This window comes from Streptomyces lancefieldiae, assembly GCF_031845825.1.
GTDB classification, from domain to species: Bacteria; Actinomycetota; Actinomycetes; order Streptomycetales; family Streptomycetaceae; genus Streptomyces; species Streptomyces lancefieldiae.
The window spans coordinates 24,811-37,959 of sequence record NZ_JAVRFH010000016.1 but is presented as its reverse complement, the minus strand read 5'-3'; the positions used below and the strand labels follow the sequence as shown (position 1 = coordinate 37,959).

Annotated in this window: 13 protein-coding genes and 2 pseudogenes; 7 read left to right on the top strand and 8 right to left on the bottom strand. The window is 69.3% G+C overall.

Going from position 1 to position 13,149, the window contains the following annotated elements; all coding sequences use genetic code 11:
- Positions 1-82: 82 nt before the first annotated feature.
- Positions 83-259 (bottom strand): DUF2716 domain-containing protein, encoded by a 177-nt coding sequence (locus tag RM812_RS18150; protein ID WP_311573615.1) that lies wholly within the window; start codon positions 257-259, stop codon positions 83-85.
- Between RM812_RS18150 and RM812_RS18145 the strand changes: the two genes are divergently transcribed.
- Together RM812_RS18145 and RM812_RS18140 are read left to right on the top strand one after the other, a co-directional pair.
- Entirely contained in the window at positions 197-382 is a 186-nt protein-coding gene (locus RM812_RS18145; protein WP_394816471.1) for an SDR family oxidoreductase, read from the top strand. The genes RM812_RS18150 and RM812_RS18145 overlap by 63 nt on opposite strands.
- A 301-nt stretch (positions 383-683) precedes the next feature.
- A pseudogene (locus RM812_RS18140) lies at positions 684-980 on the top strand (ISAzo13 family transposase); the annotation flags it as partial.
- Between the two features lie 137 nt (positions 981-1,117).
- On the opposite strand, the gene RM812_RS18135 reads toward RM812_RS18140, so the two are convergent.
- Positions 1,118-1,642, bottom strand: a complete 525-nt coding sequence (locus tag RM812_RS18135; protein ID WP_311573614.1) for a MarR family winged helix-turn-helix transcriptional regulator — start codon at positions 1,640-1,642, stop codon at positions 1,118-1,120.
- A 98-nt stretch (positions 1,643-1,740) separates the two neighbouring features.
- On the opposite strand from RM812_RS18135, the gene RM812_RS18130 reads away from it, so the two are divergent.
- Positions 1,741-3,258 carry an MFS transporter gene (locus RM812_RS18130; protein ID WP_311573613.1) on the top strand — a complete coding sequence of 506 codons (1,518 nt, stop codon included), beginning with the start codon at positions 1,741-1,743 and terminating at the stop codon, positions 3,256-3,258.
- Positions 3,259-3,816: 558 nt separating this feature from the next.
- Positions 3,817-4,899 carry a hypothetical protein gene (locus RM812_RS18125; RefSeq protein WP_311573612.1) on the top strand — a complete coding sequence of 361 codons (1,083 nt, stop codon included), beginning with the start codon at positions 3,817-3,819 and terminating at the stop codon, positions 4,897-4,899.
- Between the two features lie 272 nt (positions 4,900-5,171).
- Here the strand turns inward: RM812_RS18125 and RM812_RS18120 are convergent, their stop codons facing one another.
- Positions 5,172-5,546, bottom strand: a complete 375-nt coding sequence (locus tag RM812_RS18120; RefSeq protein ID WP_311573611.1) for a hypothetical protein — start codon at positions 5,544-5,546, stop codon at positions 5,172-5,174.
- Between RM812_RS18120 and RM812_RS18115 the strand changes: the two are divergent.
- Both RM812_RS18115 and RM812_RS18110 read left to right on the top strand, forming a co-directional pair.
- Positions 5,496-5,609: pseudogene (locus RM812_RS18115) on the top strand (DUF6308 family protein); the annotation flags it as partial. The gene RM812_RS18120 and the pseudogene RM812_RS18115 overlap by 51 nt on opposite strands.
- Positions 5,610-5,719: 110 nt before the next feature.
- Positions 5,720-6,115 (top strand): DUF6308 family protein, encoded by a 396-nt coding sequence (locus RM812_RS18110; protein WP_311573749.1) that lies wholly within the window; start codon positions 5,720-5,722, stop codon positions 6,113-6,115.
- A gap of 30 nt (positions 6,116-6,145) precedes the next feature.
- On the opposite strand, the gene RM812_RS18105 is transcribed toward RM812_RS18110, so the two are convergent.
- From RM812_RS18105 to RM812_RS18095, 3 genes are all read right to left on the bottom strand, one after another.
- Positions 6,146-7,099 (bottom strand): aminoglycoside phosphotransferase/kinase family protein, encoded by a 954-nt coding sequence (locus tag RM812_RS18105; protein WP_311573610.1) that lies wholly within the window; start codon positions 7,097-7,099, stop codon positions 6,146-6,148.
- 64 nt (positions 7,100-7,163) lie between these two features.
- Positions 7,164-8,834: an ABC-F family ATP-binding cassette domain-containing protein gene (locus tag RM812_RS18100; RefSeq protein WP_311573609.1), complete on the bottom strand. Its 1,671-nt coding sequence runs from the start codon at positions 8,832-8,834 to the stop codon at positions 7,164-7,166.
- 428 nt (positions 8,835-9,262) lie between these two features.
- Complete coding sequence (locus RM812_RS18095) at positions 9,263-10,057, bottom strand: SDR family NAD(P)-dependent oxidoreductase (protein WP_311573608.1); 795 nt, start codon at positions 10,055-10,057, stop codon at positions 9,263-9,265.
- Between the two features lie 85 nt (positions 10,058-10,142).
- Between RM812_RS18095 and RM812_RS18090 the strand changes: the two genes are divergently transcribed.
- Positions 10,143-10,994 (top strand): helix-turn-helix transcriptional regulator, encoded by an 852-nt coding sequence (locus tag RM812_RS18090; RefSeq protein WP_311573607.1) that lies wholly within the window; start codon positions 10,143-10,145, stop codon positions 10,992-10,994.
- 528 nt (positions 10,995-11,522) lie between these two features.
- Here RM812_RS18090 and RM812_RS18085 read toward each other — a convergent pair.
- Positions 11,523-11,720, bottom strand: a complete 198-nt coding sequence (locus tag RM812_RS18085; RefSeq protein ID WP_311573606.1) for a hypothetical protein — start codon at positions 11,718-11,720, stop codon at positions 11,523-11,525.
- Positions 11,721-11,897: 177 nt separating this feature from the next.
- Complete coding sequence (locus RM812_RS18080) at positions 11,898-13,148, bottom strand: FAD-dependent oxidoreductase (RefSeq protein ID WP_311573605.1); 1,251 nt, start codon at positions 13,146-13,148, stop codon at positions 11,898-11,900.
- Between the last annotated feature and the right edge of the window lies 1 nt (position 13,149).

The window sequence follows — 13,149 nt, the reverse complement described above, 5'->3', positions numbered from 1 at the left end:
CGGGCCCACCGCCTTGCCAGACCTGCGGATCGGCGGCCCAAGAACCTTGTCGACTTCCGTGGCCGCGACATCGAGGAGTTCCTCACCGAACAGCAGAGAGACCCTTCCCGGGGTGGCCAGAACTGCCGAAGTGGAAGTCCTCCGCGAGGAAGATGAAGCAGTCCGCATCGGGATACGGGCTCAGCGGCCAAGCCGGTTGTCCAGGGAAGGCGTCGTCGACAACGGCCGCGAGATGCTCGCCTCCTTCTGCGCAGCCCACCCCCTCGGACGCATCGGCCGCCCGGAAGAGGTCGCGGAGTCCATCGCCTTCCTGGTATCCGATGCGGCGTCCTTCATCACCGGTGCTCTCCTGGCCGCCGACGAAGGCTGGACCGCCCAGTGACGCATCGCCCCGGGACCACCTCGCCGCCGAAGTGTCCCGGGGCAGCTGGCGTAGGTGAACAGCAGACGGCCTGGGCGGTACCACGCCCACTCCAACCGGGACGGGGGCGGTTCAATGACCGACCGCAGCGTCCGGGGTCTCTCACGCTGCCGGCCCGCGAGGGCGGGCAGCGTGAGACGTGCACCTGAGCACGAGACCCCTGCCTTGGCCGAACCGCGGCCAACGAATCGGCTGGGGCGCCTACTCAGGGCGTGCAGATCATTAACTCGTGGCTTTTCGCTCGGTTATTCGTTGGTCTGCCGTGAGCGGGTTGGAAGGGAAACGGGCCGCGCTGGCAGCCAAGGTCCAGGCGGTGTCGCCGCACCTTGACGAGCGCCAGCGTCGCCTGCTGACACAGGCAGCGGCCCAGTCTCTCGGCCACGGCGGGATCAGAGCCGTCGCCCTTGCCGCCGGTGTTCGTGCAGCCACTGTGTCTGTCGGAGTGTGGGAACTCGCCTCCGGCGAGGCCCCGTCGGCGCGCGTCCGTCGGCCCGGCTCCGGCCGCAATCGCGTCGTCGACCGGAACCCAGCCGTTCGGGAGGCACTCCTCACGCCGGTCGGCAGCCGCCGGGTCGTCCGCAAACACCTCGCCGCCCTGCGGGCGGGAACCGCCGAACCGGTCCGGGCCGACATCCCGGCGACGAGTATGAGCGGGGTGGTGAGGGGAAGCTGGCTGGGCGGCTGGGAGCGGGCCGGTCAGGGAGTCCGGTCATCAGGGGTGCGAAGGGAGCGCGATGTCACCGGGTCCTGTTCCGAGAGGTGGCTGTCCATGGTGGTGTTCAGGTCGGCCATGAACGCTTCGAACCGTTCCAGGAACTGCGGTGGGTAGTGCGACATCGCGGCATCGAGGCGGTGGGCGAGCGGGCCGAAGAACTCGTCCGCCCGCTCCTGGATGTGCCCGCCGCTGCGCAGAGTGACGATACGCCGGTCGGAGTGCTCGCGAGCGCGGGTGATGTGCCCCGCCGCTTCGAGACGGTTCAACAGCGCGGTAGTAGCGCCCGTGGACAGGGAGATTCGCTCGCTCAGCCGCGCTGGTGACAGGGGGGTGCCGCGCTCCTCGGCGGCGGCGATCTCCAGGACCGCGGTCGCGTCGGTGGAGTGCAGGCCCAGCCAGGCGGCGAAGCGACGGCTGAGCTCGGCGTAATGGCTGCCGTAGATCCTCAGCGACTCCATCAGCCGCTCACGCTGCTCCGCGACACCGTCGCGCACGGTTTCCTCCATGCCGATCCTCCACCCTTCTCACCTGCCGTGCGGTCTACGCGGCCCGTTTTGACAACCTACCTGTGCCGATTTTACCTTCATCATAAAATTACTTCACCATGGAGGTAGCTGGCGTGTGTGATCCGTCCCTCATCCCTGACAAGACGACCGGGCCCTACCGGTGGCGATGGCTGATCCTGGCGGTAATGATCGTCGCGGAGATCATGGATCTCCTGGACGCCTCGATCGTCAATGTCGCCGGGCCGGACCTGGAGAAGTCCCTCGGTGCCGGTTCCGTCGGACTGCAGTGGGTGATCGGCGGCTACGCCCTCACCCTGGGCGCCGGGCTCGTACTCGGCGGCCGGCTCGGCGACCGTTATGGCCGGCGCCGGATGTTCCTGATCGGACTTGCGGCCTTCACCGCGACCTCGCTGTTGTGCGCGATCGCGCCGAACATCGAGTCGCTGATCGCCTTCCGCCTGCTGCAGGGCACCGCCGGAGCGATGCTGCTGCCCCAGGGCCTGGGCCTACTGCGGGAGAACTTCTCCGGCCCCGAGCTCACCAAGGTCTTCGCGATCTTCGGACCCGTCCTCGGCCTGGGCGGCATCATCGGCCCGGTCCTGGGCGGCTTCCTCATCGAGGGCGACATCTTCGGCCTGGGCTGGCGTTCGGTGTTCCTGGTCAACCTGCCCATCGGAATCGCGGCACTGATCGTCGCCGCGAAGTTCGTACCCAAGAAGGCCGGCGACCGCACGGTACGGGTCGACATGACCGGCGCCGCCCTGGTCGTGATGTCCTGCGCCCTGCTGGTACTGCCGCTGAACCAGGGACAGGAGAACGGCTGGCCGCTGTGGACGTGGCTGTCCATGGCCGCCTCGGTGATCGGGTTCGCCCTCTTCGCCCTCCAGCAGCGCCGCACGGCCGCCGCGGGCCGTGAGCCGCTGGTGACCCCGGGCCTGCTGCGCAAGCCGGCCTTCACCGTCGGCCTCGGCGGCATCGCCCTGTTCTTCGGCGGACTGATCGGCACCCAGCTCGTGCTGACCCTGTTCCTCCAGATCGGCCATCACTTCACCGCAGGTGACGCGGGACTGGGCAACCTGCCCCTCGCCGTCGGAACCGCGATCGGCGGCGCCATCAGCGGCGCGTTCCTCGCCGACAGGATCGGCCGCAAGGTGCTCCAGATCGGACCGCTGGTCCAACTGGCCGGCGCGACCGTGCTGTGGTTCCAGCTCGACGGCCTTGACGCGGCCTCGTTCTCGATCCGGGACATCGCTCCCGGCGTGGCGGTGGCGGGCGTCGGCGCCGGCATGGTGATCGCCGCCCTGTTCAGCTTCATCCTGGCCGCGGTCGACGACGACGAGATCGGATCCGCCTCCGGTGTCCTGTCGGCGGTCCAGGCGGTCGGCGGCTCCATCGGCGTCGCGGTCTTCGGCTCGGTGTTCTTCGCCCGGGCCGAGACCGGTGACTTCACCGGCGGCTTCCACCACGCGCTGATCGTCCAGGCATGTCTGCTGGTGGTCTTCCTCGCGATCACCTTCCTGCTGCCCAAGAAGGGCCGCCCCGAAGAAGAACAGCACGGCATCGCCCCCGAGGCGGCTGCCGACGGCTCCGGCACCAAGCGGCACCTCACCGTGTGAGCCCCGGCCAGGGACCGTGCGCGGCAAGCGGTCCCCGGCCGGACCGGACGATTCCCGCGCCCGGACGGACAGGCCCAGATCGAGACGACTGTTCATGTCCAGCTCGAACCGGCTGTACGGATTCACGTCCGTCCAGAACAGCGGCGACAGCGCCCGGCGGTCTGACAAGGGCGGGCTTCCAGCAGAAGACGGCAGGCACTCCTACCAAGCCCCTCGGCTGGTGGAGTATGACTCTGGGTCGCTGAAGAAGTCACATTCAGTCACTCTTCTCAGTGCAACACGACTGTTGCACCCCTTGCCCCCAGTGCTCGCATCCTGAGCGGGGCACCTGGCTGCCAGGCGCCGAGTGGCGCTCAACGCATACTGGCGGAAGAAAGCCGGGTGAAGACAGTTCTTCTGCAGGTGATGGCCTCGCCGTAGTCGTGGGCGCCCTGGAGCGTCTCGCGTTTCAGGGCGGCGTGGAAGCCGGGCCCTACCCGCCGCCTCGGCCTCCGCTGTGACGTCCTACGATGCGTCGGTCCTCCGGTGGGTCCGGATCATCGTGCGGCAAAGGGAATCATGCGCCTGTCCAGCTACGTCAAAAAGGCCGCCATGGGAGCGGCGTCGATCTCCCTCCTCGCCGGGTGCAGGGGGGGACAGGGCGCGGGCGGGGCCGTGGAGCGAGCCGCGGAGAGGCCTGCCTCCTGGACGGACCTGCCGGTGCGGACCGGCGCACGGGACGTCGTCCACACGGACACCGACCACCGGTCGTACCAGGTCAGGATCACGGTCAAGAGTCTGGTCCGGGGCTCGGAGGAAGACATGCGGGGGGCGCGTGTGGACGAGGAGCTGAAGGGCATGGTCCCCCACTACCTCACCTTCGAGGTCACCAACACCGGCCGGAAGGAGATCCCCACCGCCTACATGGCGGACAGCAACCTCGCCCTGAACGGCACCGACTGGACGCGCGGGGAGGAGGTCTACGTCAGCGGCGGCAGGCCGGGCGGGGACGACCTGCCCTGCGCGGACACCGCGCCGGAGACGCTGACGCCCGGCGACTCGTACACCACCTGCCTGACCTACGCGCTGCCCGAGGGCGTCGGCGTGCTGTCGCTGACACACAACGCCGACGGCTACCTCGACGAGGGCGGCGCGGTCGCCACCTGGCCCGTCGAGGGCGGCCTCGAGGCGGCGTCCGCAGGGCTGGCGGAGCCGGGCGACATCGTCCCCGTCCGGTGGGACGCCCGCGAAAACGGCGTCCTCGAACTGCCGGCCACGCTGGTGTCCGTACGCCGGGGCAGCGCGGCCGACCTCGCGGGCCTGGACCTCGACCTCAACGAGAACGAGCGACGCGGCGTCCCGTACTACGTGTCGGTCACCTACACCAACGCCGGGTCGAAAGACCTCTACGCCGATCAGGCCGACAGCGTCCGCCTGCTCACCGAGGGCGGTCGGCAGATACGGGGGAAGACCCCCTTCGCCCTCGACACGAAGATCCCCAGCTGTCCGTCCGACTGGGTCGCCCGGACGATCCCGCCGGGTGACAGCGTGACGGAGTGCAGCATCCACCTGGTGACGGACGACGACGACAAGCCGTTCGCGGTGGGTTTCGCGGAGGCGGACCGGCCAGGACTGGTGACCTGGCGGGCCCCCGTCCACTGAGGCGACCGCGTCAGCCGGCCGACCCGCAGACCGTTTCCACGAGCGGCAGCGGCAACGGCACCATCGCCGCCGTGCGCAGCGACTGGACCCCCATAGAGGCGATGCCGGCAAGGCCCGCCCTTCAGGGACACGTTCGGCCTACGAGCAGATCGACTCCGTTCCCATCCAGGTGGTCACCGAGTCCTTCCTGCACGACTTCCATCCAAGGCGCCGTCTCCGGCCTGCTGCACACCTCCTCTTTGATCGGCGCGATGGCTGCCGTTCTCGACGTGTCAAACGAACGCTACGTCGACCGGGGTACCGAAGCGCCCGGCCAAGGGGTTAGCAGCCAGTACCTCGTGCTCGACTCCCCATTCACGTCGTACGGTCCCTGTCCGCCGCGATTCCTGCCCTTTCAGCACCATCCAATATCTCCGGGAGAAAGTGGCGTAGAGGGCCATCTCGGATAGCACGGCGGCGAGCACTCCCCCGTCGGAAACCGGCACAGAGAGGAGGAGGTGGTGCCTTTCGTCGATCCTGCGAAGCCCTTCGTGGAACGGTTGGATGCCTTCATCGCTGTTCCTCAGGCCGTCGTGGATCTGCGGCGTTACTTCGGTATCGGCCTGCCGCCCGGCGAGGTCCCGTTCACCGGCAGCCGGTTCGAGCATCTGGCCGGCGGGGGAGACCGGCCGGACACAGCCAATCAGACCACGGCAGAGGAACTGGTCTCGGTGCAGACCTTGTCCGTCACCGTTCCGGCGCCTGTTGCGCTGGCCAGTCTCGAGGGCCTCTCGGCACGCAGTTGTCCGATCTGCTGCACGCGATTCCCAGAGATGCCGACATGGCTGTTGCCGATGCATCGGTCCTGGCCGACGGCTCACCCGCGGACCGTGCCGGGCACCTCCTCTGCGACCAGTACGGAGCCAACTGGGTCATCGCCGGGAAGCTTCGGGCCCGCAAGCGCACCAGACTGCTTCCGCTCTACGACCGTATCGTTCGTTGCGCTGTCGGCCGACCGCCGTCCTTCTGGCTGTCCCTCCACGCCGCACTGCGCGAGGACGATGCTGCGTTGCACCACCAAGTGCTCAAGTCGAGGGAGATTGCGGGCTTGCCGGACACCCTGAGCGTCCTGCGGGTGTGTGATGTGGCGGCCTGCTTGTCGTGTTCGCGGAGCATCGACCTACGGAACGCCCCGGCGGATCTCCCGACAGCCTCGCCACCCAACGACGGGCTGTGAGTATCAGGCTCAGCTATCAGTCGGTCGGTATCAGCTGCTCATGTCGGCCGCGAAGGGCGTCGCCTGCCAGCGGTCGACCGCGGGCTTGAGGTATCCCATCAGTTCGGGAAGCTGCGGGACCAGGGCGAGGGTGGCGATGAACCGCAGCGCGCCCAGGGCGTTGACGAAGGCGAGGACCTCCTCATCGAGCGGCCTCGTGCCGTTGCGTCGTGCGCCACGGTTGTAGGCGGCTTCGTGTTCGGGTCCGAGAGCGGCCAGGTCCCACTCGACGGGCCCCAGTGTGACCAGCTCGAAGTCGGCGTAGAGGTCGCCGTCCACTGCGCGGAAGATGTTCGCGGGCGGGCAGTCGCCGTGGATGGGCTGGAGGTCGACGCCGGGGAACCGGTTCTCGAAGGCGCTGCGTGAGCGTACGAGGGGTTCGAGGATCTGCCATTCGCGGCGGGCGCGGTCGAGCTCGGCCGCTCCGATCAGGTCGGGATGCTGGCCGAGCCCGGCGAGGCTGTCCGCGATGAACCCCGGGTCGGCCGCGGACAGGAACTCCAGGCGACGGCCCGGGTATGCGCGCAGTGCCGCGTGCAGATCGGCGGTACTCTCGGCGTTCGCCACGTAGTCGGGTTCCTTGTCCCGAGCCTCCTCGACGAACGGCCAGAACGTCATCGAGAACCCGTCGCGCTGCACGGGCTCGCGCGGCACGAGCGGGCTGGGCGCGATCACGGGGATTCCCCGGTCGGCCAGCCACCGCGTGACATCAAGCTCGTCCTGCTGGCGGCGCGCGATGGCGGCCATGTCGTCCGGGCGGGGCAGGACGGTGGGAATCCGGACCACGACCGGCAAGGGGGCCAGGTGGACGACGACCGAGAAGAGGTCGTGGAGCACCGTGGGCTCGGCGACGGGCAGGCCGAGCCCGCGCCCGGTGGCGACGGCTGCCTCGACGGCGGCGGCGGTGCGGTCGGCGCGCTGTTGTGGTGTCAGGAAAGTGGTCATGGATCCCTTGTTTCAGTGGATTGATGGATGTCAAGCGATTCGGGGCGGGGCAGGCCGAACCGGGTCAGCACCTGCGTCCGGCGTGCAGTTCCAGCTGCTCGGCTTCGAAGTGCGCACGGAAGTCGCGATCGTGCGAGACCGCTACCACCGCCCCTGGGTACGCCGCGAGCGCCGCCTGAAGGTCCTCGACCAGGTCGAGAGCGATGTGGTTGGTCGGCTCGTCGAGGACGAGGAGGTCCGCGGGCCGGGTCACCAGGGTCGCGATCTGCAGCCGCCGCTGCTGTCCCACGGACAGGGCGGCGACCGGGACGCGCAGATCCTGTTCGCGGAACAAGCCAAGGGACAGGAGCTGTTCCACGTACTCGTCCGGCAACCCGGGCCGCCCGGCGGCGAACGCGGCGAGCAGCGGCAGCCGCGTGGCGTGCGCGGGCAGTTCCTGAGCGAGATAGCCGATCCGGGCAGGGCGGCGCGCCGTGCCCGCGTCCGGATGCAGATCGCCCGCCAGAACGCGAAGCAGAGTCGACTTGCCCGCGCCGTTCTCGCCCGTGACAAGGAGACGCCCTCCGGACTCGATCGCCAGGAGCCCGTCCAGGCGCAGCCGTTCCCCGACCCGTACGTTGTCGAGCTCGGCGAGCGTGCCCTGGACTGGGCCGCCGACGGCCACCGGCAGCGCCGTCGTGAACCGGAGCGGAACCGGCGGCTTTGCCACCGGGTTGCGCCGCAGCCGGTCCAGGCGCTCTCGCACCGAGCGCTCCTGGCCGCCGAGTTTCGCCTCGCTGGAGCGGCGGTGCTTGCCGAAGCCCTGCTTCGGGTCGCGGCCGGTGGCGGCCAGCCGCCTGCCAGCGGCCTCCAGCAGTCCCTCCGTGCGGGCCACCTCCTCGACCCAGTCCGCGTACCGCTGCTCCGCTTCGCGCCGGGCGGCGGCCTTCGCGGCGCGGTAGCCGGCCCAACCGTCGCCGTACCGGCGCACGGTGCACTCATCCCGGTCGACCTCGAGGATCGTGGTGGCGATGCGCTCCAGGAAGCTGCGGTCGTGAGTGACCGCGATGACGGTGCCGCAGTGTGCACGCAGGTTTTCCTCCAGCCAGCGCACAGCGGCCGCGTCGAGGTGGTTCGTCGGTTCGTCCAGGAGCAGCAGTTCGGGTGCGGCGGCCAGGGCGCAGGCGAGCGCGAGGCGTGACTGCTCACCGCCGGACAGTGAGCCGAGCAGGCGCTCCCGGGTGATCCGGGCCAGCCCGAGCCCGTGCATGGCGGCATCCACACGGGCGTCCGCCTCGTATCCGCCGCGTTCCTCGTAAGCGATCAACAGCTCGCCGTACGCGGCAAGCTCTTCGTCCGACGCGTCGGCGAGGGACTCCTCTGCCGCACGGAGCCTTCGCTCCATATCGCGCAGTTCGGTCAGAGCAAGGTCGACGGCGTCCTGCACAGTGCAGTCCGCATCGAGGTCGAGGGTCTGGGCGAGGTGGCCAGTTCCGCCGGGGAAGCGGACGGTGACCTCCCCGGCGTCGGGCATCTCGGCCGTGCCGAGCAGCCGCAGCAAGGTGGACTTGCCGGAGCCGTTCTCACCAATGACGGCGGCCTTCTCGCCCGGCCGGACGGTGAAGGAGACCTGGTCGAGGATGGTCCGGGTGCCATACGACTTGGTGACGGACCTGACAGACAGCTGCGCCACAGCGCGGGCGGTGGCGGGCCGGGCGGTATGAGCGCGGTCGCGCACAGAACTTTCCCTGGGCATACGAAGGGTCTACGGGCAGCAGAAACGGCGGTAGGGGCCGTGCCCGGACTCAGACGAAGAACAGGAAAGCCATGGCCCCACCATAACAAGACGAAGCGTCTCGACTCAATGCGTGCGGGGCACGAAGTCCGTGATCCGCAGCATCCCGCTCATCCGGGGACGGTGAAGCATGGGAAGCCACTCATCGGTGCTGTGGCAACCGCTTCCAGGACCGCCTCATCGCCGACCTCGAAGCTCGGCTCGCCGAACCCACCTGACCGCCACGCCCCTCTCCGCATCCCCGGCCGCCGGAGGCGGTCGGCTGTCCGGGCGCTCATGTGACCGCCCGGACAGCTCCTGGCGCGGACGCGGCTCAGGCAGGCGCTGTCCACGCGGTCTGGGTGTTGTCGACAGGGCCTGGAGCGCGGATCAGGACCCGGGCACTCTTGTCAGGCGCCGGCGCCGCCGTCGACCGGCAGGATCGCGCCGGTCACGTACGAGGCGCGGTCGCTGAGCAGCCACGCGGCCGCCTCGGCGATCTGCCGGGGCTCCGCCATCTGACCGAGCGGGATCGACTTGGCCATTTGCTCGACGATGCCGGGAGTCGCCGCCTCCCAGGTGTCGATCATCTCGGTGGCGGTGCCGCCGGGGGTGATGGCGTTGACCCGGATGCGGTCACCGGCCCAGTTCACCGCGGCGGTTTCGGTGAGGCTGTTGAGCGCGCGCTTCATGGCGCCGTAGGCGGGCAGGGCGGGGTTCGCGCGGCGGCTGCCGATGCTGGAGGTGTTGACGATCGCCCCGCCGCCGCCCCGCCGCATGAGCGCGGCCTCGGCGGTCATGGCAGTCCAGTGCGAACGGAAGTTCACGGCGAACTGCTCGTCGATGTCCTCGTCGCTGGTGGTCTCGACCGCGCCGAACTGCCGCTGGGGAACCGCGCCGTTGTTGAAGGCGCCATCCAGCCGTCCGTGAAGCGTTTCGACGTGGTCAACAGCGGCGCGGACGCTCGCGGGGTCGGCGAGGTCCAAGGTGACGGCGCCGGCGACGCCGCCGTCGGCGCGGATCTCCTTCACGATGCGGTCGAGGGCGTCGGTGCTGCGGGCGGCGAGCACGACAGCGGCGCCCTCCGAGGCGAAGAGCCGGGCCGCGGCCGCTCCGATGCCGCGGCTGGCGCCGGTGATGAAGATGATCTTGCCGGTGAGCAGGCCGATGGGTGCGCCGCCGGTGGTGTTCGTGTTGTTCGTCATGGCAACAGCGTCCGGCCGGCCGCCGACCGGATACAGGCACAGGTTGTACCAGGATCCGCCGCCGGGCTGCGCGCACACTTGCCGTATGGACAAGCAGGAGCTCGGGGCATTCCTCCGCAGCCGCCGCGAGCGGCTCCGCCCACAGGACGTCGGCCTCCCCTCCGGCCCGCGCCGGCGCACACCAGGTCTTCGCCGCGAGGAAGTAGCGGTCCTCGCGCACATCTCCACCGAGTACTACATCCGCCTCGAACAGGGCAGGGCGCCACGCCCCTCGGGCGACGTCCTGGCCGCGATCGCCGGCGCGCTGCGGCTCACCGACGCGGAGTCCGACCACCTCCACGTCCTCGCGGGCACCGCGCCGAACCGCACCGGACTGCACCGGCGCGACGTTCGCCCGAGCATCCTCGCGCTCCTGGAACGACTGCCGCAAACGGCCGGCTTCGTGATGTCCGCCGCGTTCGAGGTCCTCGCATGGAACGACCTCGCGGCCGCGCTCATGGAGGACTTCGCCCCTCTCGCCCCCGAGGGCCGCAACCTCGCGCGCCGGGCCTTCCCCGGGCCGCAGCGCGCCGATGCGACGCTCTACGGGCTCTCCGATGCCGCCGAGTTCCGGCTGGGTGTCGTGATGCAGCTCCGCGCCACCCTCGCCCGCTACCCCACCGATCCCGCGGTGACCGGACTCGTCGGCGAACTCCGCGATGCCAGCCCCGACTTCGCCCGCCTCTGGGAACGGCGCGACGTACAGACCACGCCGATGCTCACGAAGACCTTCCGCCACCCAGCCGTCGGGGCGGTCACTGTCGACTGCGACACCCTCACTCTCACCGACCGAGACCAGTACCTCGTGCTCTACACCGCGCCGCCGGGATCTCCCAGCGCCGAGGCCCTGGCCCTGCTGAACGTCCTGGGAGCACAGGCCAGTCACTACACGCCGTAGCGCCACAGCCAGCCGTCGCGATGCCCAACCCCTGCTTCAGCCCCCACCACCAGGCCGCTGAGCAGGACAAATACAGAGGTCCTGCTGGAGTACTAACGTGTGGGCGTCTTGCGAGGACACCGATGAGGACATCGGGGTCTTTCGCGCTGAGCCGGGCGCGACGACCCGGTCCGACTGCCGGTGCGGCTGTGGACCCGTCGGGGACTTGGCTCGAGAAGCCGTCGGCATGCTGGGACCGGCCAAGGTCGCCTCACTACTCCGCAACCTCGACGCGCAGTAGCACCCGCTCGTCGAGTCCGCCGCCGGCAGGGACGTCCGCTGGGGCGAGGTCACGCCGTGTGGAAGTACGACTTCGCGTCGGCCCCTCTCCAGGCCCACGTCAGGCCGTCGTTGAAACACGAACCCAGACGCCGAGGAGTCGCCGGGCCACCCCGCCGCCCCGTGTTGGTCCGGCCACCGAGGCGCGCCTACTGACGAGGTGATGCCGTTGCAGCGCCGGTAACCACAGGGCCGGTGCTCGGACGCCGGTCACGGTGCCGAACGCCTCCGCTGCAGCAACCAGGTACCGCCTGTCACTACTCCCGTCACCGATAAGCCTATTATCAGCGACTTCCTGAGCTCCTCCACCTTGCTGCCGTCGTCCGCAACAACCACCGACAGCGACGCGATGACGGCCGTGATCACCAGCCCGATGGCCAGATTCTTCCTCACCCGCGATTTCAGCAACTGCTTCTCCTTGTCGATGGGTGCGGCGCCGCATCGTCCTCGATGCGGCGCCGCACCGGGTTGTCATCCGTCCGGGTCGGTCAACGGTCGGTCAGTAGTGCATGAGGCCCTGCCGACACTCATCGTCGGCAACCCGCGTCCATCTTCACGAGCGAGGCGTAGGGGCCCACAGGCCGTCTAGCGCGTGGCGGACTGTGATCCGTCTACGGCGGACAGGGAAGGCGGCTCATAGTCGTACAGGTATCCCTGCGCCCGTTCGAAGAACGGGAGGAGTACGCGCATCTTCGCCGCGTTGACCTGTCGCTTCACGGCACCGGGCCGCTTGCTCTCACGGGCGTTGTGCCCGTGCTTGAGCAGCTTGTCGATGCGCGGGCGACGTGCCGCGTCGTAGGCCTTGAGTGCCGCCGGGACGGTCGGGGCGCTGTTCAGTGCCGCCGCGAGTTCCAAAGCGTCCTCGATGCACATCGAGGCGCCGTGTCCGACGCCGACAGGGTGGGCGGCGTCGCCGGCCAGGACCATGCGCCCACTGTGCCACGTCCGGACCGGATCGCAGACGTTCAGGTAGCCGGACGCGACTATCGATGTCGCGGCTCCAACGATGGCCCTCGGCATTGCCTCCGGAAACAGCTCGGTGACGCGCCGTAGCCATTGCGCGGCGTCGATGCCACGTAGGTCGGGCTTGACCGGATCCCCGATCTGAGCCGTCCACCACTGGGTCTGTTCGTCGATGCTGGTGTATACGAAGGCACCGTTGCGCGTGTAGGCGAGGTTCCAGACGCCGGGCTCGAGACCCGTCATGGTGGCGATTCCGGCGACCCCGTAGAGCCCCGCGTACTCTGCGCGCGGCGCGGACGAGTCGATCAGCCCGCGCACGGTTGACCAGACGCCGTCGGCGCCCACGAGCAGCTCCGCGGTGTCGCGCCGGCCGGAGGCGAATTCGGCCACCACGCTGTCCGCTAACTCCGTCCCGCCCACCAGGCGTTCGCCGGTGACGATCTGCGCGCCCGCGTCGAGCGCCGCGCGCCGCAGGATTGCCACGAGCCGTCCGCGCTGGAGCGAGATGCTGCGCATCGAGTCGGCTTCGCGCCGAAGGCGTGGCACGTCGCCCAAGAGGTGGCCGCCCTCCGTGTAGAACCGCATCCGTTCGATGGGGTATCCGGCCGCCTGTACGTCGCGTAGGCAGCCCAGCTTCTCCAGCGCGCGCAGGCCGTTGACCGCCAGGCTGAAGTGGGCGCCGACGTCCTCGGGCGGAACGTCGTACGCCTCGTAGACGGTCACGTCGTGACCGATCTTCTGCAGTGCAAGGGCGATGGCAGGCCCGGCTATCCCGCCACCGATCACGATCGTTCGCACAAACGCCTCCCTGAATTGAGTTTCACTGAATGTTGATTCGGCATCAGTCTGTTCCGATACGCTGGCATCTGTCAAC

Coding starts and splice junctions, on each gene's coding strand:
- RM812_RS18105 (WP_311573610.1), bottom strand. CDS start 7,099: ATGACCACTTTCCTGACACCACAACAGCGCGCCGACCGCACCGCCGCC.
- RM812_RS18095 (WP_311573608.1), bottom strand. CDS start 10,057: ATGACGAACAACACGAACACCACCGGCGGCGCACCCATCGGCCTGCTC.
- RM812_RS18110 (WP_311573749.1), top strand. CDS start 5,720: ATGGCTGTTGCCGATGCATCGGTCCTGGCCGACGGCTCACCCGCGGAC.
- RM812_RS18135 (WP_311573614.1), bottom strand. CDS start 1,642: ATGGAGGAAACCGTGCGCGACGGTGTCGCGGAGCAGCGTGAGCGGCTG.
- RM812_RS18130 (WP_311573613.1), top strand. CDS start 1,741: ATGGAGGTAGCTGGCGTGTGTGATCCGTCCCTCATCCCTGACAAGACG.
- RM812_RS18100 (WP_311573609.1), bottom strand. CDS start 8,834: ATGCCCAGGGAAAGTTCTGTGCGCGACCGCGCTCATACCGCCCGGCCC.
- RM812_RS18125 (WP_311573612.1), top strand. CDS start 3,817: ATGCGCCTGTCCAGCTACGTCAAAAAGGCCGCCATGGGAGCGGCGTCG.
- RM812_RS18090 (WP_311573607.1), top strand. CDS start 10,143: ATGGACAAGCAGGAGCTCGGGGCATTCCTCCGCAGCCGCCGCGAGCGG.
- RM812_RS18120 (WP_311573611.1), bottom strand. CDS start 5,546: ATGCTCGAACCGGCTGCCGGTGAACGGGACCTCGCCGGGCGGCAGGCC.